This is a genomic window from Bacteroides luhongzhouii (assembly GCF_009193295.2).
Lineage (GTDB): Bacteria > Bacteroidota > Bacteroidia > Bacteroidales > Bacteroidaceae > Bacteroides > Bacteroides luhongzhouii.
This window is the reverse complement of the sequence record NZ_CP059973.1, coordinates 3,186,017-3,210,217: the sequence shown is the minus strand read 5'-3', so window position 1 is coordinate 3,210,217 and position 24,201 is coordinate 3,186,017. Positions and strand designations below refer to the sequence as shown.

At 40.5% G+C, this 24,201-nt stretch carries 23 protein-coding genes and 1 pseudogene; 10 read left to right on the top strand and 14 right to left on the bottom strand.

Translation table 11 applies throughout. The features are described 5' to 3' along the window. Positions 1-28: 28 nt before the first annotated feature. From GD631_RS11675 to GD631_RS11650, 6 genes and pseudogenes are all read right to left on the bottom strand, one after another. Positions 29-592, bottom strand: coding sequence for a hypothetical protein (locus GD631_RS11675; protein ID WP_143260372.1), 564 nt, complete (start codon positions 590-592; stop codon positions 29-31). Between the two features lie 33 nt (positions 593-625). Then, a complete protein-coding gene (locus GD631_RS11670) occupies positions 626-970 on the bottom strand; it encodes a hypothetical protein (protein ID WP_143260371.1) in 345 nt (114 codons plus the stop codon). Between the two features lie 4 nt (positions 971-974). Continuing rightward, positions 975-1,514: an RNA polymerase sigma factor gene (locus GD631_RS11665; protein ID WP_060451175.1), complete on the bottom strand. Its 540-nt coding sequence runs from the start codon at positions 1,512-1,514 to the stop codon at positions 975-977. Between the two features lie 188 nt (positions 1,515-1,702). Further along, complete coding sequence (locus GD631_RS11660) at positions 1,703-1,879, bottom strand: DUF4250 domain-containing protein (RefSeq protein ID WP_143260370.1); 177 nt, start codon at positions 1,877-1,879, stop codon at positions 1,703-1,705. A 61-nt stretch (positions 1,880-1,940) separates the two neighbouring features. Further along, positions 1,941-2,543: pseudogene (locus GD631_RS11655) on the bottom strand (carboxypeptidase-like regulatory domain-containing protein); the annotation flags it as partial. Then, the gene (locus GD631_RS11650) at positions 2,507-2,683 is read right to left on the bottom strand and encodes a hypothetical protein (protein ID WP_153260297.1); all 177 of its coding nucleotides are present in this window, start codon (positions 2,681-2,683) and stop codon (positions 2,507-2,509) included. The pseudogene GD631_RS11655 and the gene GD631_RS11650, both read right to left, overlap by 37 nt. Positions 2,684-3,074: 391 nt before the next feature. Between GD631_RS11650 and GD631_RS11645 the strand changes: the two genes are divergently transcribed. The 5 genes from GD631_RS11645 (at position 3,075) to GD631_RS11625 (ending at position 8,431) form a co-directional block, all read left to right on the top strand. Then, on the top strand, positions 3,075-3,506 hold the full coding sequence (locus GD631_RS11645) for a DUF8440 family protein (protein ID WP_143260369.1): 432 nt from the start codon (positions 3,075-3,077) through the stop codon (positions 3,504-3,506). A gap of 149 nt (positions 3,507-3,655) precedes the next feature. Further along, a complete protein-coding gene (locus tag GD631_RS11640; RefSeq protein ID WP_143260368.1) occupies positions 3,656-4,291 on the top strand; it encodes a DedA family protein in 636 nt (211 codons plus the stop codon). Between the two features lie 77 nt (positions 4,292-4,368). Then, positions 4,369-5,016 (top strand): DUF47 domain-containing protein, encoded by a 648-nt coding sequence (locus tag GD631_RS11635; protein WP_143260367.1) that lies wholly within the window; start codon positions 4,369-4,371, stop codon positions 5,014-5,016. A gap of 15 nt (positions 5,017-5,031) precedes the next feature. Then, positions 5,032-6,048, top strand: a complete 1,017-nt coding sequence (locus GD631_RS11630) for an inorganic phosphate transporter (RefSeq protein WP_143260366.1) — start codon at positions 5,032-5,034, stop codon at positions 6,046-6,048. Between the two features lie 127 nt (positions 6,049-6,175). Next, a complete protein-coding gene (locus GD631_RS11625; protein WP_143260365.1) occupies positions 6,176-8,431 on the top strand; it encodes a monovalent cation:proton antiporter family protein in 2,256 nt (751 codons plus the stop codon). Between the two features lie 33 nt (positions 8,432-8,464). Here the strand turns inward: GD631_RS11625 and GD631_RS11620 are convergent, their stop codons facing one another. The 3 genes from GD631_RS11620 to GD631_RS11610 all read right to left on the bottom strand — a co-directional run bounded on the left by GD631_RS11620 (position 8,465) and on the right by GD631_RS11610 (position 13,344). Further along, positions 8,465-10,105 (bottom strand): M64 family metallopeptidase, encoded by a 1,641-nt coding sequence (locus tag GD631_RS11620; protein WP_143260364.1) that lies wholly within the window; start codon positions 10,103-10,105, stop codon positions 8,465-8,467. Positions 10,106-10,317: 212 nt separating this feature from the next. Continuing rightward, a complete protein-coding gene (gene dnaK / locus GD631_RS11615) occupies positions 10,318-12,231 on the bottom strand; it encodes a molecular chaperone DnaK (RefSeq protein WP_143260363.1) in 1,914 nt (637 codons plus the stop codon). 324 nt (positions 12,232-12,555) lie between these two features. After that, positions 12,556-13,344 carry an META domain-containing protein gene (locus GD631_RS11610; RefSeq protein WP_143260362.1) on the bottom strand — a complete coding sequence of 263 codons (789 nt, stop codon included), beginning with the start codon at positions 13,342-13,344 and terminating at the stop codon, positions 12,556-12,558. 145 nt (positions 13,345-13,489) lie between these two features. Between GD631_RS11610 and GD631_RS11605 the strand changes: the two genes are divergently transcribed. From GD631_RS11605 to recA, 4 genes are all read left to right on the top strand, one after another. Further along, a complete protein-coding gene (locus tag GD631_RS11605) occupies positions 13,490-14,773 on the top strand; it encodes a hypothetical protein (protein WP_143260361.1) in 1,284 nt (427 codons plus the stop codon). A 98-nt stretch (positions 14,774-14,871) separates the two neighbouring features. Then, positions 14,872-16,065 (top strand): saccharopine dehydrogenase family protein, encoded by a 1,194-nt coding sequence (locus GD631_RS11600; RefSeq protein ID WP_143260360.1) that lies wholly within the window; start codon positions 14,872-14,874, stop codon positions 16,063-16,065. Positions 16,066-16,094: 29 nt separating this feature from the next. After that, entirely contained in the window at positions 16,095-16,550 is a 456-nt protein-coding gene (bcp, locus tag GD631_RS11595) for a thioredoxin-dependent thiol peroxidase (RefSeq protein ID WP_143260359.1), read from the top strand. A gap of 25 nt (positions 16,551-16,575) precedes the next feature. Next, the gene (gene recA, locus GD631_RS11590) at positions 16,576-17,610 is read left to right on the top strand and encodes a recombinase RecA (RefSeq protein ID WP_004302078.1); all 1,035 of its coding nucleotides are present in this window, start codon (positions 16,576-16,578) and stop codon (positions 17,608-17,610) included. A gap of 120 nt (positions 17,611-17,730) precedes the next feature. On the opposite strand, the gene GD631_RS11585 is transcribed toward recA, so the two are convergent. The 4 genes from GD631_RS11585 to GD631_RS11570 all read right to left on the bottom strand — a co-directional run bounded on the left by GD631_RS11585 (position 17,731) and on the right by GD631_RS11570 (position 20,976). Then, positions 17,731-18,804, bottom strand: a complete 1,074-nt coding sequence (locus tag GD631_RS11585; RefSeq protein WP_143260358.1) for a YeiH family protein — start codon at positions 18,802-18,804, stop codon at positions 17,731-17,733. Positions 18,805-18,929: 125 nt separating this feature from the next. Continuing rightward, positions 18,930-19,304, bottom strand: coding sequence for a YccF domain-containing protein (locus GD631_RS11580; protein ID WP_143260357.1), 375 nt, complete (start codon positions 19,302-19,304; stop codon positions 18,930-18,932). Between the two features lie 116 nt (positions 19,305-19,420). Continuing rightward, on the bottom strand, positions 19,421-20,317 hold the full coding sequence (locus GD631_RS11575; RefSeq protein WP_143260356.1) for a LysR family transcriptional regulator: 897 nt from the start codon (positions 20,315-20,317) through the stop codon (positions 19,421-19,423). 74 nt (positions 20,318-20,391) lie between these two features. Further along, positions 20,392-20,976, bottom strand: a complete 585-nt coding sequence (locus tag GD631_RS11570) for a DUF6621 family protein (protein ID WP_143260355.1) — start codon at positions 20,974-20,976, stop codon at positions 20,392-20,394. A gap of 285 nt (positions 20,977-21,261) precedes the next feature. Here GD631_RS11570 and clpB point away from each other — a divergent pair, with 285 nt between their 5' ends. Then, positions 21,262-23,850 carry an ATP-dependent chaperone ClpB gene (clpB, locus tag GD631_RS11565; RefSeq protein WP_143260354.1) on the top strand — a complete coding sequence of 863 codons (2,589 nt, stop codon included), beginning with the start codon at positions 21,262-21,264 and terminating at the stop codon, positions 23,848-23,850. Positions 23,851-23,906: 56 nt separating this feature from the next. Here the strand turns inward: clpB and GD631_RS11560 are convergent, their stop codons facing one another. Further along, positions 23,907-24,164 (bottom strand): hypothetical protein, encoded by a 258-nt coding sequence (locus GD631_RS11560; RefSeq protein WP_185911446.1) that lies wholly within the window; start codon positions 24,162-24,164, stop codon positions 23,907-23,909. Between the last annotated feature and the right edge of the window lie 37 nt (positions 24,165-24,201).

The window sequence follows — 24,201 nt, the reverse complement described above, 5'->3', positions numbered from 1 at the left end:
TAAAACTATAATAAAATAAACCTAATCTTTATTTCTGGTCTTGACGAGGAGCACGATTTCTTTGTCCTTGGTGGTGTCCCTGTCCCGGTTTCTGACCTTTTCTGCGATCAAATTCCTTTCTGAATTTATTAGCATTCATCTTTTCCTGCTGATAAATCTTCAAAATCTGCTTCTGCGAAAGTATCTTGCTGAATTCATTGTAATACTTTTCACGAATATCCAGCATTTTACGGCTTTGAGTAAACTGGTTCCGCAACATGGTAGCAATCTCATCGTCAGTCATAGACGGACGTTCTTTCTTAGCATTAGCGTCTGTGCCTTGTGCTTTAGTTTTCTCTGTTCTCGCCTTATGAGTCATCATACGACATTCACGCAATTCTTTCAGATACTTCTCGTATACCGGAGTAAACTTAGCTGCCGTTGCATCATCCAACATCAACGTATTTACTATTTGTTTAGTCTGCATCTGCACCATTTGTTCTGGTGTAGGACGCTGTTTTTTTTGTTTATTATCTGTATTCTGTGCAGACAAAGTCATCTGGCTCCCCATCAGGAGAACGGCCAAAATTACATAAATAAATTTAGTCTTCATAATCTTCACGTTTAAAATAATTAATTGAGTTACTTAATTCAAAAATATATCATTTTCAGAGAAGCTGACGAGCTCTTCCAACTCCTCATCTGATAGTTCTTTAATCCATTTATCTACCGGTTCCATACCGTTGGCTAACACATTCGAAGAAGACGTTTTCTCCTCATCCGCCTGTCGCAAAGACGGAACAAACAGAAATCCGACCAATACTGCCGCTATGGTAATCACCGTAGAAATAATCAGCTTCATATGAGATTTCCTCTGTTGCTTCACTCCGGCACGTTCCATCACCTTTCGTTGCACGTCCTCGAAGAATCCATCGGGGGTACGGTAAGGTGTCTGTTTACCAATATCGTCAAAATCAAAATCCTTTTTCATTATTCTATCTGTTTAATATATATTCCTTTATCTTCTCTTTCGCATAGTGGTAATTCACTTTCAGCGTATCCACTTTACTGTCCAGTACACGGGCAATCTCTTCATATTCAAGTTCATCGTAATAACGTAAATTGAATACAAGCCGCTGCTTTTCCGGCAGACTTAAAATGGCTTCCTGAAACTTTACTGCCAGCTCATTTTCATAATCAATGTAATCGGAAGCCTTCAACTTGCCCATCAACTCTTCCTGAACATCTTCTGCGGAAACAACTCCTTCATCTTTACGTCCGTTGAGCAAGCGTAAACTCTCATTCGTTGCAATCCGGTAAATCCAGGTTGACAGTGAACTTTCTTCGCGAAACTGATCGATATGCCGGAATATCCGGATAAAGACTTCCTGAAGCACATCTTCCGCATCTTCATGAGATACAACCAATCTACGGATATAATTATATATCGGCACCTGAAAAGAGTCCATCAACATCTTGAATCCCCGTTCGCGATTCGAGGCACAAGCTTCACGAATTTTATTCTCGTTTATCATCAATTCTTTTTCTAAGCTTTATTAGTTAGAACGGGGAAGGCAGGTGAAGTTAAATATGAGATTTCGTATTTTGCTTTTATTAACAGGGCGAGGGGATTCATCAGATAGAAAAAGTGCCTCTGTATCCTTTGTAAAGGATATGGAGGCACTTCAAGTACTCTATCTACAAGCTGTAAATAAGGAGATAATTACCAGAACTTATTGTGTTCCGCACTATATTCAAAGCCTACGGCTTTCAACTGATTCACTAATTCATCCTTGTTCACATTCATATCTTCACAAAGTTCGTCAAGTGAAGAATAACAATCGCGTAACTTCATATTGATGACGCTGAACAACATCATCGGATCTTTCGGTAATTCCATAACATACAATCTTTTAAACCGGGTACAAAGGTACAGCAATCCTGTTGAATGGCAAAATAAATCAATCTCCTATTTCTTCTATCTTCAAAGAGATTTTTTCTATTAGTTTGCTGATTTCTTCTTCCAATGGGATCACATTAAAGTCTTTCCAAAAGTTCTCATCATATTTGAAAGATGTATCGGAGAAGATTGTACGGGTAGGCAATCTTTCCGTACGGGGAAACGCAACTACCTGTCCGGTTTCCACTTTGCAAGTAATCATCTCAAACCAGATATGAAGATCACGACTGCCAAACAGCATTTTGGCCCGTTTCACTTTGAAATCTTTTATAATATCCATCTGGATACAGACCTGAATACCCGACTTTACTTTTACAAGCAAGCTATCTTTCGCTGCCACATTACTTAGCCGGCTCATTTTCAAGAGCTTCACTTGATCCGGCACAACTGAATGTGAGGATGTCTTATAAACCTTAAACACTGCTTCTGACAAGTTTTGAAATTTGTTTTTCAACTGAACTCCTTCACGATAAAAGGTAGTCAGATACACGGGAGCATGCGAATAGTTCTGTTCCCGTCGTTCAATCATCTCCCGCAAAAGTTTCTTTGGTTCACTTCGACGAATCACTACTTCCTGCAAAGGAACAACTTTAGGTCCGAAAGAGCTTTTTTATTTTGCTTGTCTTTCACCAGACCAACGATCGTAAGATAATCTCCGGCATCTCCTTGCGCCCACACAAGATAGCTACAAAGCAGCAAACAAACTGATAGCCATCCAACCAAGTGTTTTTCTACATTCTTCATACTGATGCTTTTTATAGGTAAATAAATTGCGTTTCTATTTATAAGAGCGTTCAAACCGGAAATACCCTACAGCTTTTACAAAAAAAAGGGAAAAAAATCAGATTCCAATATTATATCCGGAAATTAATAGTAATTTTCCCGGCAAATTAATGATCTTACATTCATAAAAGAACAGGGAGAAGAAAACTTCTTAATATGGCAAAATCATAAATACACCTGCCCCAAGTGCGGAAAACTGCGAACTGTGCATTACGACTACTGTATTCACTGTAAACAACAGAAGTTAACATAACTATAATGAATCCCTCCCGATAGAGCTACAATTATAATTGTTAATTATGCTTGTGAATATGTATTTCATATAAAAATAGTTTCTACCTTTACGGCCGTTATGATGAAGTACATATTCTGTATACTATTAGGCGTATTTCTGAGTTGGGGATTCCATCTGATTTCCGATGAAGCACAAGAGGCATACCGGTTAGAAGCCGGTAGTACCAGTACACAAACCTATACCAACTCATACACCTCCAAAACCAGCATCATACAGCTGGATAAAGAACAGAAACTAGTCAAAACAAAAGAATACGCTGGAAAACAAGATTACAATAACGATAATGGCGTTTTAAATCCATTCTCCTTCCGCCACCTCTCTCCTTTAAAGATACTACGATTCAATATTCCTTCTGTCACTATCCGTATACTAAGCTCTCTGAAGATTCAGCTTCCTCAAAACCAATGGACAGGTTTTTCATATTATACCAATCTTTTTAAATATTCTGATAGATATCATATCTATTCATTAGGTCACATACTCATTTAGCTATTTTATATTTTTTCCGGCATAAGATTATTCCAGTCTTTTATGCCACACTTTCTGTTTGCTTCCGCCATTTAAAGTGAAAAGAGTATTCACTATGGTCCGGAAGCCAATAACATTCTTTTTTTACCATAACAACCAAAGTATATAAAATGGACTTTTTATTGGATTTTATACTTCATATCAATCAATATATGGTTATGATTGTACATGATTATCATGCTTGGACGTACGCCATTTTGTTTTTTATAATCTTCTGTGAAACCGGATTAGTGGTCACTCCTTTTCTTCCCGGTGATTCTCTGCTCTTCGTAGCCGGAGCCATTTCTGCCTTACCTGACATGCCTATCAGTGTACATATACTCGTTATCATTTTATTTGCCGCTGCCGTATTAGGCGATTCCTGCAATTACATGATCGGACATTTCTTCGGTCGAAAGCTTTCTAATAATCCCAATTCCAGAATATTCAAACAAAGCCATCTGGAGAGGACACACGAGTTTTATAAGAAATATGGTGGGAAAACAATTATTCTGGCCAGATTCGTCCCGATAGTTCGCACGTTTGCTCCCTTCGTGGCAGGAATGGGAAAGATGAATTATTACTATTTTATGATGTATAATTTAGCGGGCGGTGCGGCTTGGGTTGGCATCTTCTGCTACACCGGTTATTTCTTCGGAGACCTTCCGTTTGTACAGGAGAACTTGAAACTGCTGATTGTTGCCATCATATTCATCTCTATATTGCCTGCAATCATAGAGGTAGTACGAGCCAAACTAAAATCTTAAAACACCAAACTATAATCTGTATTCATTTGTTACTAATATAAATAGAGAAGAAAAAACAATTTAAAGTTTTTACACTTATGAAAAATTCTTTTTTTAGCCGGTTTACTCCAAAGGAGCCCAAATTTTTCCCATTGCTGAAACAACTTTCAGAAGTGCTTTGTGAAGCATCCGTTGTTTTAACAGAAAGCTTGCAACATGACTCACCAACAGAACGTGCAGACTACTACAAGAAAATCAAAGAGCTGGAACGTGAAGGGGACAAACTGACACATCGGATTTTTGATGAATTGGGCACTACATTCATCACTCCTTTCGACCGTGAAGATATTCATGACTTAGCTTCCTGCATGGATGATGTCATCGACGGAATAAATAGTTGTGCCAAACGGATCTCTATTTACAATCCCCATCCTATCTCGGAAAATGGCAAAGAATTGAGCCGTTTGATTCAGGAAGAAGCGACCTACATCTGTAAAGCCATGGACGAACTTGAAACATTCCGTAAGAAACCGATTCTTCTCCGGGAATATTGCTCAAGATTACATGAAATCGAAAATCAGGCAGATGACGTATATGAATTCTTTATCACCAAGCTATTTGAAGAAGAAAAGGATTGCATTGAACTTATCAAAATTAAAGAAATCATGCATGAACTGGAGAAAACGACCGATGCCGCAGAACACGTAGGCAAGATTCTGAAAAACCTGATTGTAAAGTACGCATAAAGCAAGCCGGAACACATGGAATTATTAGTGACTATCATTATTCTGGCTCTGATATTTGATTATATCAACGGCTTTCACGATGCAGCAAACTCAATAGCTACAATCGTATCTACCAGGGTGCTTACTCCCTTTCAAGCCGTATTATGGGCTGCTTTCTTCAATTTCGTTGCTTTTTTCATTGCCAAATATATCATAGGCGGATTCGGTATTGCCAATACAGTATCCAAGACGGTGGTAGAACAATACATCACTTTACCTATTATATTGGCAGGAGTCATAGCAGCCATCACCTGGAACCTGGTAACGTGGTGGAAAGGTATCCCGTCTTCATCGTCACATACGCTTATCGGAGGATTTGCAGGAGCTGCCATTATGGCAAACGGATTTGAAGCAATTCAACTTAATATCATTCTTAAAATTGCAGCTTTCATTTTTCTGGCTCCTTTTATCGGAATGGTGATTGCTTTCGGTTTCACTCTGTTTGTTCTTTACATCTGCCGGCGTGCACATCCTCATACAGCTGAAGTCTGGTTTAAAAGGTTACAGCTCGTTTCTTCCGCCCTCTTCAGCGTCGGACATGGTTTGAATGACTCACAAAAAGTAATGGGTATCATTGCCGCTGCCATGATAGCCGCCCATTCTATGGGATTGGGTATGGGTATCAACAGCATCAATGACCTTCCCGACTGGGTTGCTTTTTCGTGTTTCACCGCCATCTCACTCGGCACCATGTCCGGAGGTTGGAAAATAGTAAAGACAATGGGAACCAAAATCACCAAAGTAACCCCATTGGAAGGAGTAATTGCCGAAACAGCCGGTGCTTTCACTCTCTACATCACGGAAATGCTGAAAATCCCTGTTAGTACAACACATACTATCACAGGTGCAATCATCGGAGTAGGTGCGACCAAACGCCTCTCTGCCGTTCGCTGGGGAATAACAAAAAGCCTCATGACTGCCTGGATTCTTACAATTCCGGTCAGTGGACTCTTGGCAGCAGTTATCTATTATATTGTTTCCCTCTTTTTGTAGAGGAAAACAATATAATGAATAATTGACAGCCGACACTCTCGCAAAAGAAAAGAGCTGAACATCCATGTCCCTTGGTTCTTTTCTGTCTAACTATCAGGAATATAAAAATGAATAAATCCATCACTAAATGTCACATTTGCCAACTTTGATTGCCGACCTTGCGCTGATATTAATATCGGCCAGTGTAATAACCTTGCTGTTCAAATGGATGAAACAACCTTTAGTCTTAGGTTACATCATTGCCGGATTACTAGCAGGGCCTTATATAAATATTTTCCCCACAGTGGGAGATATCGAAAACATCAATATATGGGCGGAAATAGGTGTTATATTCCTGCTCTTCGCACTTGGACTGGAGTTTAGTTTTAAAAAGCTCATGAATGTAGGTTCCACAGCTTTTATTACGGCCACCACCGAAGTCGTCAGTATGTTGCTCATAGGTTTTCTGGTAGGACAATTATTAGGATGGGGCACGATGAATTCCATCTTTCTTGGAGGAATGTTGTCTATGTCGTCTACCACAATTATCATCAAGGCCTTTGATGATTTGGGGTTGCGCAACCAACGTTTTACGGGCATCGTATTCGGTACTCTGGTAGTGGAAGACCTGATTGCCATTTTAATGATGGTGCTTCTTTCTACAATGGCGGTAAGTCAGGACTTTGTGGGTGAAGATTTATTGATTAGTGTTCTCAAAGTCGTTTTCTTTTTAATCCTGTGGTTTCTCATCGGTATCTTTGTTATTCCGGCTTTTCTTAAAAAAGCAAAGAAGCTGATGAATAATGAGACTCTTTTGATTGTTTCGATTGGTCTTTGTCTGGGAATGGTGGTATTGGCCACCTATACAGGCTTTTCAACAGCGTTAGGTGCATTTATCATGGGATCTATCCTTGCCGAAACCATCGAAGCCGAGCACATCGAACATATCATACAACCGGTAAAAGACCTCTTCGGAGCTATTTTTTTCGTATCGGTCGGTATGCTGGTGAATCCGGCCGTATTGGTAGAATATGCCTGGCCTGTTATCATCATTACTCTGGTTACCATTATCGGCAAAGCCATTTTCTCTTCATTTGGCGTACTCTTATCCGGAGAACCACTGAACACTTCTATCAAATCCGGATTCAGTCTGGCACAAATCGGAGAGTTTGCTTTCATCATCGCCGGACTGGGTGTTTCGCTCAAAGTGCTCGATCCGTTTATTTCACCGATCATTGTGGCTGTGTCTGTTATCACCACTTTCACGACTCCTTATTTTATCCGTTTGGCCAATCCTTTTGCCGAATGGCTTTACAAAATATTGCCTACTAAAGTACAGGAGACGTTAGATCGTTATGCTTCCGGCAAGAAGACCATGAACCACGATAGCGACTGGAAGAAATTACTAAAAAACATGATTGGCAGGGTTATTATTTATAGCGTACTGCTCACTGCTATCTGGCTGCTGTCTATACAAATTATTTATCCTGCCATCAGTGAAATGTTTACTCCTGTTACCATATGGATTAATCTGGTGATGTGTCTGGGCACTCTTTTGCTTATGACTCCTTTTTTGTGGGCACTCATCTCCAACAAATACAACTCTTCCGAATTATTCCTGAAGCTATGGAGAGATGAGAATTACAATCACGGACGACTGGTTTCTCTCGTTTTAGGCCGGGTATCTGTTGCTCTTTTCTTTATCACTAGCGTAGTTATCAGCTATTTCAAGTTGAACTGGGGAATAAGTGTGATTATCGCCATAGCTGTAGTGGCACTGATTCTTATTCTTAGGGAAGACCTCACACAATATTCACGGTTGGAAACGAGATTCCTGGCCAATCTCAACCGACGGGAAGAGGTTGCTAAAAAACGGCACCCGCTAAAAACAAGTTTCAATAGCGAGTTCAATGACAAAGACCTCGATTTGACATCTGTCGTTGTATCGCCCTATTCCGATTACATCGGCAAGTCTTTAGGAGAACTTTCATTCAGGCAAAACTTTGGAGTGAATGTGGTCGCAATCACACGTGGTGATTTGAACATATATATACCCAAAAGCTCTGAACACATCTATCCACAGGATAAATTGACTGTAGTTGGTACAGATACACAATTGCAGGGATTCAGAAATAGAATAGAAGATGTAAAAAGCACATCAGATACGGATGCAGTGGATAAAAAGATAACTCTCCACTCTTTCACGGTAGACGAAGAATTCCGCTTTTTAAACCAAACCATCGCTCAGTCTCATTTGGGAGAAAAGCATGACAGTATTGTTGTAGCTATTGAACGAAATGACGAACTGATTACCCTGGATAAAGACGCAACTTTCCAATTAGGAGATCTCGTTTGGATTGTGGGCAACCGGGAAAAGATTAGAAAAATACTGTACTTAACGTAATTTGTATCTAAGCCAGAATGGAATACATCTGCTTTACTTATCTAACATTCTATTTACAAAGTGAGGACGCGTGAATGGCTTACCTGGTCTTACAGTTGATTTAGCACTGCGCGTTTGTGATTTATTCTGCAAATCAAATGCGGCAAACTCCTCATAAGCCATTTGTTTTCCCAAACTTCTTTCCATTATTTTATTATATATCGCTTTACGGGAAGGAGCATTAAATCCCTCGGTATTACTATTCATCATACTCTCTTCTGAAGGACGATACGCACCTTTTATATAAGTACATGCACCTTCAAATACTCCCAGTTTTTCTGACGCATACCGATTATCACTCAAGAAAGCCGACCAAAGCACCTGAGATGGATCGGATGTAAAATCAACATTCTGCGCCCATCCTAATGTCTGCAGATACTGAACATTTTTTATTTCTTTAGAAGAAATAGTCCCATTTTCCTGATAAGCATACTCATCTTCCAATTTGGCAAAGCCATGTCCAACAGCCTCGTGTACAAGTACCTGCCTGAAACTTTCACTTTGCAAATCATATATCACCGGACAATAAGCAATAGCAAACTCAACCACTTTCGTCTGATTAGTATAACCAAAATAAGTAGTTCCTGCATACGCAGGAGAATTTAGAATTACAACAGCCAATGTTTCACTCATATCTATATTATCCACGCATTGTACATAACGTTGTACAGCATTATCTTCACCGGAAATCCCCGTACTGTTTCCACCCGCCAATTCACAACCAAGCGCTGTTTCATATCCTATACCAAAAAGATTGTGTTTCGAAACCGCAGTTACTGCATATACATTAAAATAATCTCGAAGTGACTTGATAGGTTCTTCCGTAAAGAGATTCTCAAAAGCTTTGTCCATAACGGCGTCATAAGTTCCATCGTTAATTTCAGTATCTATAAATCCATCGCCCATAAGCACAATAGGAAGACCTTTTCCCAGCTTTGCAGTCTGCAGAATACGTACTTTTTTATCTGACGAATAATCAGTAGATTCATTTGTAACATTACCTCTTTGTATAATAGTAACCATCTCCACTACCATAGATTCCATATCTGTCACTCTCACAAAGTAGATATAAGCGATACGTGAAACGCCATCAGTATTAGGCAGTACAGTCAGGTTAAGCATGTAGGAAGATGATGTACGAGTTTTTGCTTCCTGCGTTAGCCAAGTGCCAGTACCCAAAGAACCATAAATCAATAATTCATCTTCAGCTATATTCGTAGAAAATTTAATATCCAGTTCTCCACCTTCAGCGGGAACATTATATGTATTCTGCTCCAGATTGACGAATTCTGCCACCTCCTGCTCTATGGTTATATCTTGCGTCAACATCCCGGAAGTCAATGTAAGCATCGCTGTACGTACACTTCCTGTTACATTCTCACTGGTAGCTGTAAGCGCAATGTCGCATGTCCCCGCTTCCCCCGAAGCCGGAGCGATTGTAAACCAATCGGCAGCAGTACTCGCTTTCCATTCACGGGTACTCGTAAAACTGATTGTTACCTGCGAACCTTTAGCCGAACCCATCACGACATATCCGACATTCTCTATCGAGAAGTTAGGATCTACTTCGTCTTCAGCACAGGATACTATAAAAAACAAACACAAGGGAAATAATAGAAGATAAATTGTTCTCATACCCGTTAAATGTTATTTTGTTATACCAAAGATACGTTAGATTCTCGTTACTAAAAAATTTATTCGACAAATCGCCCTAAAAAAAAGACATATAGGTATCTTTTCAAACAACCTGATATAAAACAATGGTTATTCAAAAACAAAAAGAGCTGAAAGTTTATGACTTTCAGCTCTTTTCTATTATTTTATTTCAATCGTCTTTTTCAGCGATCTTATTTCACTTCCTCGAAGTCAGCATCCTGAACGTTATCTCCGTGCTTGCTGTTATCTTGCTGCCCAGCACCACCATTCATATCAGGACCAGCCTGTGCTCCACCTTGTGCACCGCTTTGTGCATACATTTCAGCACTTGCAGCTTGGAAGGCAGTATTGATTTCTGCCATAGCAGTGTCGATAGCCGCCAAATCCTGTGCTTTGTGAGCATCTTTCAATTTCTGCAAAGCAGCTTCAATCGGAGCTTTCTTATCAGCAGGCAACTTATCACCTAATTCTTTCAACTGATTTTCAGTAGAGAAGATTACGCTGTCAGCCTGATTCAGCTTGTCGATTTTCTCACGTTCTTTCTTATCTGCTTCAGCATTAGCTTCAGCTTCGGCCTTCATCTTTTCGATTTCTTCCTTGCTCAAGCCGCTGGATGCTTCGATACGGATAGCCTGTTCTTTACCGGTAGCCTTATCTTTAGCAGATACTTTCAAGATACCATTCGCATCAATATCGAATGTAACCTCAATTTGAGGAACACCACGACGAGCCGGAGCAATACCTGTCAAGTTGAACTGACCGATTGATTTGTTCTGTGCAGCCATCGGACGTTCTCCCTGTAATACATGGATAGTAACTTCCGTCTGGTTATCGGCAGCAGTAGAGAATGTTTCACTCTTACGAGCCGGAATGGTAGTGTTAGCGTCGATCAACTTAGTCATCACACCACCCAGTGTTTCAATACCCATTGACAACGGAGTAACATCCAACAATACTACACCTTTGATTTCATCTGTCAAAACAGCACCCTGTACAGCCGCACCAATAGCTACCACTTCATCCGGATTCACACCTTTAGAAGGAGTCTTGCCGAAGAAATCTTCTACCAACTTCTGAACAGCCGGAATACGGGAAGAACCACCTACAAGGATTACTTCATCAATATCAGCATTGTTCAGACCTGCGTCGCTCATTGCTTTCTTACATGGCTCAAGACAAGCCTGAATCAATTCGTGAGCCAAAGATTCGAATTTTGCACGAGTCAAAGTCTTCACCAAGTGCTTAGGCACACCACCTACCGGCATGATATACGGCAAGTTGATTTCAGTACTTGTAGAAGAAGAAAGTTCAATCTTAGCTTTTTCAGCAGCTTCTTTCAGACGTTGCAAAGCCATCGGATCCTGAGTCAAGTCAGCACCTTCGTCGTTCTTGAATTCCTGTACCAGCCAGTTGATGATTACCTGGTCGAAGTCGTCACCACCAAGGTGAGTATCACCGTTTGTAGAAAGAACTTCAAACACACCACCACCGAATTCGAGGATAGAGATATCGAATGTACCACCACCAAGGTCGAATACAGCAATCTTCATATCTTTGTGAGCCTTATCCAAACCGTAAGCAAGAGCTGCGGCTGTCGGTTCGTTTACAATACGTTTTACTTCCAGACCGGCAATCTGTCCGGCTTCTTTTGTAGCCTGACGTTGAGAGTCGGAGAAATAGGCAGGAACGGTGATAACAGCTTCTGTTACTTCCTGTCCGAGATAGTCTTCAGCAGTTTTCTTCATTTTCTGAAGAATCATTGCAGAGATTTCCTGCGGAGTATACAGACGTCCGTCGATGTCAACACGTGGAGTGTTATTGTCACCTTTCACTACTTTATAAGGAACACGAGTCACTTCTTTTTGTACCTGATCCCACGTTTCACCCATGAAACGTTTGATAGAGAAGATTGTACGTGTAGGGTTCGTAATAGCCTGACGTTTTGCAGGATCCCCCACTTTACGTTCGCCACCATCAACGAAAGCAACAACAGAAGGAGTCGTACGTTTACCTTCACTGTTTGCAATTACTACAGGTTCGTTACCTTCGAATACGGCAACACAAGAGTTTGTAGTTCCTAAGTCAATACCAATAATTTTTCCCATGATCGTTATTTTTTTATTTATTATTTATTCAATGATTTCTTTTTGTCCGGTTGTTTCTCTGCTCTTATCAGGGAGCTTCGTCGCGAACGGACGCTTATTAAAAAGCAAACCGTGTGCCAAAAGGAAATTATACGAATGCATGACATAATATCTGCCAAAAAGACAGTTTTAATAAATAAACACTGCTGACATAGTCATATCCAAAGCCAATCAGTAACTGTTTCTTTAAACAAATACAAGCGGTTCTGGTTCGATAAAGGAAAAAAAATATGCCTGTGTCGTCAAGTGCGACACAGGCATATCCTATTATATATAATTCTTCTTTTACTTTTCCAACACGATGACCAATGCACCGTTTGCATCATACAAACCAATGCCACCACCGGACAACACATCGAAGGATTTCACTTCATTGATAGCTTTCAGCACCTTACCTTCTGTTTCCATATCAGGACAAGCCATCATTGTGCTTGCTACTCCCGGGAAAGAAATAGATTTGGCATTACTTGTACTGGTTTCAAAACCACCATTAATCAAATTACATCCTGCATTGCCATGAATGGTCTTTTTCTTCACATCAAAAGCAATGAAAGGTTGTTTTTCCATACCGGAAGGAATTGCTTCACCATTCACTTCTTTAATTTTCCATTCTCCATTCAAAACCGAAAGTTTCACATCAGCCTCCTTTTTTTGTAGAACGACAACCGGACGGTTGGACGAATTGCAAAGATACATCTTGTCTTTACCTGCCTTCTTGTATCCTTTTACTTGAGCAAAAGCATTCAACACATTATTTTCAGTAGTCATATCCGGACACATCATTCGGGTACTAGCCATTCCTGTAAGTTCAAGGCTTCCCGGCTTCGCATTTACATCGAAGCTACCCATCATACGATTACAGCCACTATTGCCGGACACACGACCGGTTGCTGTATCAAAAGCGATAAAAGGAAGGGTTCTACTTTCGCCCGGAGTAATTTTCGAGCCATTGACTTCTATGATATTCCATTCACCATTAATAGATGATAGGGGGATTGCCTTCTCAACCGAACGGCACGAAGACATTGCAAGTGCTGCACCAGCAATGCAAATTGAAACAAATACTTTCTTCATATTGTTATAACGTTTAAGTTAAAATCAGGGGCAAAGATATCAAAAAGATTGGGAAATAACATCCAATACAACATAAAATATATACATTTGCCAATAGATATACAACAAACGAACAATTTACATAGTTCACTTAAAGTAAACAAATATGAGAATAATTGCCCTGTCTTTAATTCTATTCTGTTGTGGCAGGTGTCCTATCACAGCTCAAAGTGATTACATTGTCACTACTCCTTCCACGCAGGAAATCCCTGTAGGCGAAGAAGAGCAGTTCATCAAAAGTAACTTCCCACTGCAACCGCTGTGTAAATGGACACCAGGAATGAAATTTATGTTTGTTCCTTCTACACGGAACATGTTCCTTCCTACTCTTTCCAGCTACGACACCGAAAAAGGAATAGACAACAGCCTGCTGAAGCACAAGATTCTCACTTTCACGGGAACAGAAGAGAAGGCTCAAAATATATCAACCGGAACTAACTATTCCACTCGCTTCGTATTCGAATGTGAGGAAGGAAAATATTATTATGACATAAAGAACATGCGGCTGGACCAGATTTGCGAGAAAGCTCCCCGTGCCGGTATCAATGGATTGGTTTATCTGAAAGATGTAGATACTGCCAAGGAGTTGTTAGTAGGAAAAACAGTCTATATACAATCTGAAAGTGCCCGGGTAGACGATGCCAACAATTATTCCGGCTACCGGGATATAGCAGTTCCTGTCAATACGGAAGCTACGATTACCGCTATCGGAGTCGGCAGCCAGGCATATCCTGTGAAGATCGTATTCAAAGATACACAGGGACATTCTTATTATTTGGAAGTCGCTCTCTCACGAACAAACTCCGGCATGGACCTGAATGATTTTCAAGGCGAAAAGAGAATGAAATATTTTTCAAATGCATTCAGCTTCACCAACAAGAGTCTGGGAACTATTGAAAGTCTGAAAAATAAATACTTGGGAATGACCGTTTATCCTAAAAAAATGCTGCCTGCCAAAAGAATCGTATCTTTTGAAGATAAACAGACCGAATCACGTATTCACCTGCCCCGATATACGGTTCTGCAAATAAAAAAGATTAAATTATCTCCTCCCAGTAGCTTGGCTATTCTATCATTAACGGACAGGGACGGGGCAATCTATGAATTGGAAACAGATCTGAAATATGACGTGATTGTCAAAAACGATAATTATATCGAGGACTTTTTCGGATTCGAGGATATACATAAGAAATATCCGGGCATTACAGAAAGCCGTTGGCAGATTATCTCCCGAGGTGATTTGGAGGCAGGAATGAGCACAGTAGAATGTCGTTTATCCATTGGCGATCCGATAGAAATCGAGCTGAAAAAAGACAGTCGTTTCGAAACCTGGTTCTACAATGGCAAAACGCTGGAATTCGAAAACGGAACCTTGCAACGTTACAAATAAAAAGGAGTAGCTGCGCAATGATTATCTGAAAATAATCACGTATATTTGCAAAGCTAACAATTCTAATATTCTTAATATTTTAATTCGCAATTAACGAAATGGGTAGAGTTCTTATTATTGGTGCGGGCGGTGTTGGCACTGTCGTTGCACACAAAGTGGCACAAAATGCCGATGTATTTACAGATATCATGATTGCCAGTCGTACGAAAGAGAAATGCGATAAAATCGTCGAGGCAATAGGTAACCCCAATATAAAAACAGCTAAAGTTGACGCAGACAATGTAGAAGAGCTGGTAGCCTTATTCAATGATTTCAAACCGGAAATGGTGATTAATGTAGCTCTCCCTTATCAGGATCTGACGATTATGGAAGCTTGTCTGAAAGCTGGAGTGAACTATCTGGACACCGCTAACTATGAGCCGAAAGATGAAGCTCATTTTGAATATAGCTGGCAGTGGGCTTATCACGATCGTTTTAAAGAAGCAGGTCTGACAGCTATCCTCGGTTGCGGATTCGACCCGGGAGTAAGCGGTATCTATACTGCTTATGCAGCTAAACATTATTTTGATGAGATTCAATATCTGGACATTGTAGACTGCAATGCAGGTAACCACCATAAGGCTTTTGCTACAAACTTCAATCCGGAAATCAACATCCGCGAAATTACACAGAACGGACGCTATTTCGAGAATGGCGAATGGGTTACTACCGGTCCGTTGGAAATCCACAAAGACCTGACATACCCGAACATCGGTCCACGTGACTCTTATCTTCTTTATCACGAAGAACTGGAATCATTGGTGAAACATTATCCGACTATCAAACGTGCACGTTTCTGGATGACTTTCGGACAGGAGTATTTAACCCATTTACGTGTTATCCAAAACATCGGTATGGCACGAATCGACGAGGTTGACTATAACGGAATGAAGATTGTACCATTACAATTCTTGAAAGCTGTATTGCCTAACCCGCAGGATTTAGGAGAAAACTACGAAGGAGAAACTTCTATCGGTTGTCGTATCCGTGGTCTGAAAGATGGTAAGGAACGTACTTACTATGTATACAACAACTGTAGTCACCAGGAAGCTTATCAGGAAACTGGTATGCAGGGAGTTAGCTACACCACCGGAGTTCCGGCAATGATTGGAGCCATGATGTTCTTCAAAGGCGAATGGAACCGTCCGGGTGTAAACAACGTGGAAGAATTCAATCCGGATCCGTTCATGGAACAACTCAATAAGCAAGGTCTTCCCTGGCATGAAGAGTTTGACAAGGATTTGGAATTATAAGAGTACACTTGCTCATTAAAAAGAAAGTTATGATAAACGTAGGAGATAAAGCACCGGAAGTCTTGGGTATCAATGAGAAAGGCGAAGAAATCCATTTAAGTGCTTATAAAGGAAAAAAAATTGTATTGTACTTCTACCCAAAGGACAGTACATCAGGTTGCACCGCACAAGCGTGTAATCTGCGCGACAACTATTCCGAACTACGTAAAGCCGGCTATGAAGTAATCGGTGTCAGCGTAGACAATGAAAAGTCGCACCAGAAATTCATCGAAAAGAACAATCTTCCTTTCACTCTGATTGCTGACACTGACAAAAAGTTAGTAGAAGAATTTGGAGTATGGGGAGAAAAGAAACTGTACGGACGTGCTTACATGGGGACTTTCCGCACTACTTTCCTGATAAATGAAGAAGGAATCGTAGAACGGATTATCACTCCCAAAGAAGTGAAGACCAAGGAACATGCCTCACAGATTTTAAATCAATAACTCCTTAATTATATAAGAATAAGGTATGGCAAAGAAAGACGAACTTAATTTTGAAACAGATAATAAAATGGCATCAAGCGAAAAACTAAAAGCCTTACAGGCTGCCATGGAAAAGATAGAAAAGAGCTTCGGTAAAGGTTCTATCATGAAAATGGGTGATGATAGTGTTGAACAAGTAGAAGTGATCCCGACAGGCTCTATTGCCCTGAACGTGGCACTTGGCGTTGGAGGTTATCCTAGAGGTAGAATCATCGAAATCTATGGCCCGGAGTCTTCCGGTAAAACAACATTGGCTATTCACGCCATTGCTGAAGCACAAAAGGCCGGAGGTATCGCTGCTTTTATTGATGCCGAACACGCTTTCGACCGTTTCTACGCATCTAAACTAGGCGTAAATATCGATGATCTTTACATCTCTCAACCGGATAACGGAGAGCAGGCGTTGGAGATTGCGGAACAACTGATCCGTTCTTCTGCTATCGACATCATCGTTATTGACTCTGTAGCCGCACTGACTCCTAAAGCGGAAATTGAGGGCGACATGGGTGACAACAAAGTAGGTCTTCAGGCACGTTTGATGTCGCAGGCACTCCGTAAATTGACGGCTGCTGTGAGCAAGACACGTACGACTTGTATTTTCATCAACCAGTTGCGTGAGAAGATCGGCGTTATGTTCGGTAATCCGGAAACAACAACTGGTGGTAACGCTTTGAAGTTCTACGCTTCTGTACGTCTGGATATCCGTGGTAGCCAACCTATCAAAGATGGCGAAGAGATTCTTGGTAAACTGACTAAGGTGAAAGTGGTGAAGAATAAAGTAGCACCTCCTTTCCGCAGAGCTGAATTTGACATCATGTTCGGTGAAGGTATCTCCCATTCCGGAGAAATCATCGACTTGGGTGCTGACTTGGGAATCATCAAGAAAAGTGGTTCATGGTATAGCTACAACGACACTAAATTAGGACAAGGACGTGATGCCGCCAAGCAATGTATCATGGATAATCCTGAATTGGCTGAAGAACTGGAAGGATTGATCTTCGAAGAATTGAAGAAGAAATAAAAGAAGTTCTCCCCGATACATCAAGTCCCGCAGAGGATATCTGTAATGTCTATTACAAATATTCACTCTGCGGGACTTGTTTTTCTCCTCTCCTTGTTAGGAGAAAAAGATAAATATTAATTAGAATATTTCAAGCAAATATTTCGTTATCCAATAACCTCCCACAACTAACCAGATATAAAGCATTCCCGCCAATACAAACGGTTTGGCACCAGCCTGTTTGAATTTGTCAAGACTAGTTTCTGTACCCAAAGCCGTCATAGCCATTGTCAACATAAAGGTATCAATATATTCAATTGTTCCGTTTAACGGGATTTCCTTCACACTATCCACTCCACACAAATATTGTAAGAATGAATTCAAACAAATAATGCCGATAAATCCAAAAGCAAACCAAGGTATACTGATTCTACTCTTCTCTACCGTACCATTAACAGATACTTTTTTACGACTCGCCAATGCAAAACTCATAATGACAAGTACCGGAGCCAACATCATGACACGAATCATTTTAGTAATGGTAGCTGTTCCGGCAATCCCTAAAACATCAGTAGGATCCATCGCATTGCCTGCACCTGCCACATGTGCCACTTCATGCAAGGTACTTCCGGTATAAATAGCAACACCTGTGTCCGATAGTCCGCCCAACCAGCCCATACGATACATAATAGGATACAAAAACATTGAAATTGTACCGAATATCACAACTGTAGAAACTGCAATAGCAGTCTTATGCCCTTCGCACTTCACTACCGGCTCAGCCCCAAGTACTGCTGCCGCTCCGCATATAGCACTGCCTGTAGAAGTCATCAAGGTCGTATCTTTATCCATTTTCAACAAACGTCCAAACCATATTCCAAGAAATATGGTACCAGCCACAATAATTATATCAACAATAATAGCAGGCAAACCTACGGCCACAACCTGCGTTAACGTCAACCGGAAACCGTAAAGCACAATACCATAACGCAACACTTGTTTTGTACAAAACTTAATTCCGGGTACCCATGTTTCAGGAAGTTTGTTTCTCAAACTGTTGGCATAAAGCATCCCTAGCACAATACCAACAATCAACGGACTAAACGAAAGTTCTTTCACAATAGGAACTTCGGCAATATAAAATGCCGCAAATGAGAATAGAGCTATTAGCAGAATACCATGTAAAGTGTTCGCTCTGTTTCCTTTTTCAAACATATCTTCTCTTTTTAAGTTTACATTTTTTCTCGGGCGCAAAGATACATCAAACAATCAAAACAGACTAATTGTTTCTAATTATACATCATAACTTTTAATTATAGGAGAATGTCTCCTCTATATTTCTACACTGTTACAATATCTTTCCCAAAAGGTGATAACGCTAAGGCTGCCAACTTAAAATGCTGTAAACCAAAAGGAATACCAATGATAGTAATACACAGTATAACCCCGAAAACCAAATGGGACAGACAAATCCAAATGCCACCCAAAAATATCCACAGAATATTCATTAATATATAAAGACAACCACTGGAGCGGTTCCCACTTCTTACCTCTTTACCAAAAGGCCACAAAGCAAGCCCTGCCAATTTCAAGGTTTGCATACCAAACGGAATGCCAATAATGGTAAGCATCATCAATATGCTTGAGATGAGGTATTCAACAGCAGTAAAGATACCACCAAGCAACAGCCACAATAAATTCATTAAACAGCCCATATAAATGTAGTTTTAGTTATTTTTCCAATTTTCTTTTTGTTATCTCATCCACTTTACCCTGATAATAACAATCTAGCTGAATTCAAGTTATAAATGCGATGGAAAACTCCCAAACCCTACAGGCTCTTACTATTATGTCCGACAAAACGCATAAATACTTGTGATAATCCTCCCTCCTGCCCCTGTAATTGCACAAAGTTAAACTCGCGCAGCATCGGCATTCCTTTTATTTCGATCACACGCAGATTACCGGCTACCAGCTCTTTATGCACCGAACGGATAGAAACAATTCCCATACACTCCGTATGTTCCAAAAAAAGCTTGATACTCTCCGTACTACCAAGATACATCAATACATTCAAAGAAGAGAGCTTTAGATTATGCTGCAACAGAGAGCGTTCAAATACATCCAATGTTCCAGAACCTCTTTCCCGCAATACTAAAGGAATATTTGGCAAATCTTCTGGAGTTATCTCATCCGGAACGGCCAATTTGCTCAGTGTATGCACCACAGCAACCAATTCATCTTGCAAAAATGGAGTATACTTCAGATTAGGTAAACGGAAGATACCCTCTACCAATCCTAAATCAATTCGATGTTCTTGCAAGGCGGCTTCCACTCCCCGGGAATTTCCATTAATTAAAGAAAGATTGATTTGCGGAAACTTGGCTATAAAGTTTGCCAACAAAGGAGGAAGTACATATTGCGCAATCGTAGTACTGGCTCCCAGTTTCAGTTCACCAATATATTCATTATGTAACAGATGCATTTCATATTCCAACTGTTTATAATCGTCCAGAATCTTCTCGCTATGCTTCAACAATAACTCTCCAGCCTTAGTCAGCGAAATTTTACTTCCTTGACGGTCGAACAAACGAGCCTGATAGCAAGTCTCCAACTCCTGAATATGTTTAGTGATAGCAGGCTGGCTGACAAACAACTCTTGCGAAGCCTTCGTAAAGCTTAAATTCTTTGCTACGCTCTGAAATACTTTTAAACGAAAATCGGACACGACAATTATGATTAACAGTTAAGAAATCAATGACGAATAATGAATTACGGGAAGAATAAATACACAATAAACTATTACAACTCTTCTGCCTTTATTCCCAACGCCTGCATGACAGGGAAAGCCAATATATCCCATTTATAATCTACCGGAAATTCCGGCTCATTCATACGGAATTGAATGATATCCTTGTCTTTCACTTCACGCAAAGCATCCGTCACCTTCTTTCCATACTCCTCATTAAAAGAAATAACGATTATTCTTTTCACGTCAGCCGAATCGGAAACGATAGAGAGTAGATCCAAAAATAAATCCTCCCTCGACACCATCCCTTCCGATGGGACACTGGCAAAAGAATACTCACCATAAGGGCTCTGGAAAGCAACTCCATTCAGTTCTTCCTGCAAATCGGAAGGTTGGCAATATTGCAACCGACTGGATTCTTTATCATACACAAAAAGGAATTGCACTTCATTCTTCCCTTCTGTAATCCCTGCATCCAAAGTCATATAGGTGGTCAACTTCGAGAGGTCTATCTCTTGTAAAGAACGATGCAAAGTCTTTTCAAAATATCCTTTTATATCTGTTATTACAAAATTCAAGAAAGCAGCGTCAATCAACACCACTGTTTCAGAAAGTTTTATTTGGGGCTTATCACTCATATACCTTATATATTATTACAGCGGATAAAGATACTACAATACTTTTATTTATCCACTTTTCAATATTTATTTTCTTTCATCACAGATTAAGATTACTCTAATATACACAACATATAACAAATGATATTTTATAGCAAATTCGTCATTCCTCCCAGATAAAAAAGGTCATTTTGTCCTTTAACTCCTTAATACTCATGCTATTTTGTCATATTTTTATACTTGGCAAATCTTTTGCGCCCTTTTAGGTGTTATTAAAAACATGAAATAAGAAAGGAGAACAAAGATATGAACTTTAACAATTTTACCATTAAATCTCAAGAAGCGGTACAGGAGGCCGTAAACCTGGTACAAAGCCGGGGGCAACAAGCCATTGAACCTGTCCACATCATGCAGGGAGTAATGAAGGTAGGCGAAAACGTCACTAATTTTATCTTCCAAAAACTTGGTATAAACGGACAACAGGTAGCTCTCGTGGTCGACAAGCAAATCGATTCACTGCCAAAAGTATCTGGCGGAGAACCGTACCTAAGTCGTGAATCCAACGAAGTTTTGCAGAAAGCAACACAGTACTCTAAAGAAATGGGCGACGAGTTTGTTTCATTGGAGCCTATCATATTGGCATTGCTGACTGTTAAGAGTACCGTCTCCACGATCTTGAAAGATGCTGGTATGACAGAAAAAGAATTGCGCAATGCTATCAGCGAATTGAGAAAAGGAGAAAAGGTAACATCACAATCCAGTGAAGATACTTATCAATCATTGGAAAAATATGCTATCAACCTGAACGAAGCTGCCCGTAGCGGAAAACTGGATCCCGTAATCGGACGCGATGAAGAAATCCGCCGGGTATTACAGATATTGAGCCGCCGTACAAAGAATAACCCGATTCTGATTGGTGAACCGGGTACCGGTAAGACGGCCATCGTAGAAGGGTTAGCACATCGTATTCTTCGTGGAGATGTACCCGAAAATCTAAAAAACAAACAAGTTTATTCACTGGATATGGGAGCACTGGTTGCCGGTGCAAAATATAAAGGTGAATTTGAAGAACGATTGAAATCGGTTGTCAATGAGGTGAAGAAATCAGAAGGTGATATTATTCTGTTTATTGATGAAATTCATACACTGGTAGGTGCCGGAAAAGGTGAAGGTGCCATGGATGCCGCCAACATTCTAAAGCCCGCCTTAGCTCGTGGAGAACTACGTTCCATTGGAGCAACAACCCTCGACGAGTATCAAAAATACTTCGAAAAGGATAAAGCATTGGAGCGTCGTTTCCAAATCGTGCAAGTGGACGAACCGGATAACTTGAGTACCATTTCCATCCTTCGTGGATTGAAAGAACGTTACGAAAACCATCATCACGTACGTATCAAAGATGACGCAATCATTGCAGCCGTCGAATTGAGTAGCCGTTACATCACCGACCGTTTCCTGCCGGATAAAGCCATTGACCTGATGGACGAAGCCGCAGCCAAACTGCGTATGGAGGTAGATTCTGTTCCTGAAGAACTGGATGAGATTTCCCGTAAAATCAAGCAGTTGGAAATTGAGCGTGAAGCTATCAAACGCGAAAACGATAAACCGAAACTGGAAATCATCGGTAAGGAACTTGCCGAGCTCAAAGAACAGGAAAAGTCCTTTAAAGCTAAATGGCAAAGTGAGAAAACGCTGATGGATAAAATCCAGCAGAACAAGGTTGAGATAGAGAATCTTAAATTTGAAGCAGAAAAAGCCGAACGTGAAGGCGATTATGGTAAAGTAGCCGAAATCCGTTATGGTAAACTTCAGGCTTTGGATAAAGAAATAGAAGATACTCAAAAGCAACTGCGTGATATGCAAGGCGATAAAGCCATGATTAAGGAGGAGGTAGACGCTGAAGATATTGCTGATGTTGTTTCCCGCTGGACTGGTATCCCTGTCAGCAAGATGCTGCAAAGTGAAAAAGATAAACTGTTGCACTTGGAAGAAGAACTTCATCAACGTGTAATTGGTCAGGACGAAGCGATTGAAGCGGTGGCAGATGCTGTGCGCCGTAGTCGTGCCGGATTACAAGATCCGAAACGTCCGATCGGATCATTTATCTTCTTGGGAACCACCGGTGTAGGTAAAACCGAATTGGCAAAGGCATTGGCGGAGTTCCTGTTTGATGACGAAACGATGATGACTCGTATCGATATGAGTGAGTATCAGGAAAAGCATAGTGTCTCCCGTTTAGTCGGAGCGCCTCCGGGATACGTTGGATACGATGAAGGCGGTCAGTTGACAGAAGCGATACGACGGAAACCGTACTCTGTTGTCCTGTTTGACGAAATAGAAAAGGCTCATCCGGATGTATTTAATATTCTGTTACAGGTATTGGATGACGGACGACTGACTGACAATAAAGGAAGGGTGGTCAACTTCAAAAATACCATTATCATCATGACTTCAAATATGGGTAGTTCTTATATACAAAGTCAGATGGAGAAGTTGCATGGTTCCAATAAGGAAGAAGTAATCGAAGAAACGAAGAAGGAAGTGATGAATATGTTGAAAAAGACAATTCGTCCAGAATTCCTGAACCGTATTGATGAAACGATTATGTTCTTACCATTGAACGAAAAAGAAATCAAGCAAATTGTGCTTTTACAAATAAAGGGAGTACAGAAAATGCTTGCTGAAAACGGAGTGGAACTGCAATTGACAGAAGGAGCATTGAACTTCTTATCGCAAGTGGGTTATGATCCGGAATTTGGAGCTCGTCCCGTGAAGAGAGCTATTCAACGCTATCTGCTGAATGATCTATCCAAGAAGTTACTATCTCAGGAAGTAGACCGAAGCAAAGCAATTATCGTTGATGCCGACGGAGACGGATTAGTATTCAGAAATTAAAAAGTCTCCATTTAAATAGAATGCCGGTATGCTTTTTATAAGCATACCGACATTTTTTATATCCCTGAATATGTAATCCTCCGGACTTCTGGTTGACAGTTCGGATGACTCATCACCAAAACATAAGTGCCCTGTTGGGGTATTTCCATAGTCAATGAAGGCAAAGAAAATTTATACTTGCCTCTTAGCTCTCCCTGTGAATCATAAAGGAATACCATTGTACCTGCCAACAAACCTGCCAGGCATAATATCCCTTTTTCATTGTCCAAACGGACGCTTACTTCTTTATTTGTTATTGTCTCCATACCCAACATCAAAAACCAACTGCTCCCCTAGAAGGCTATTAAAAAA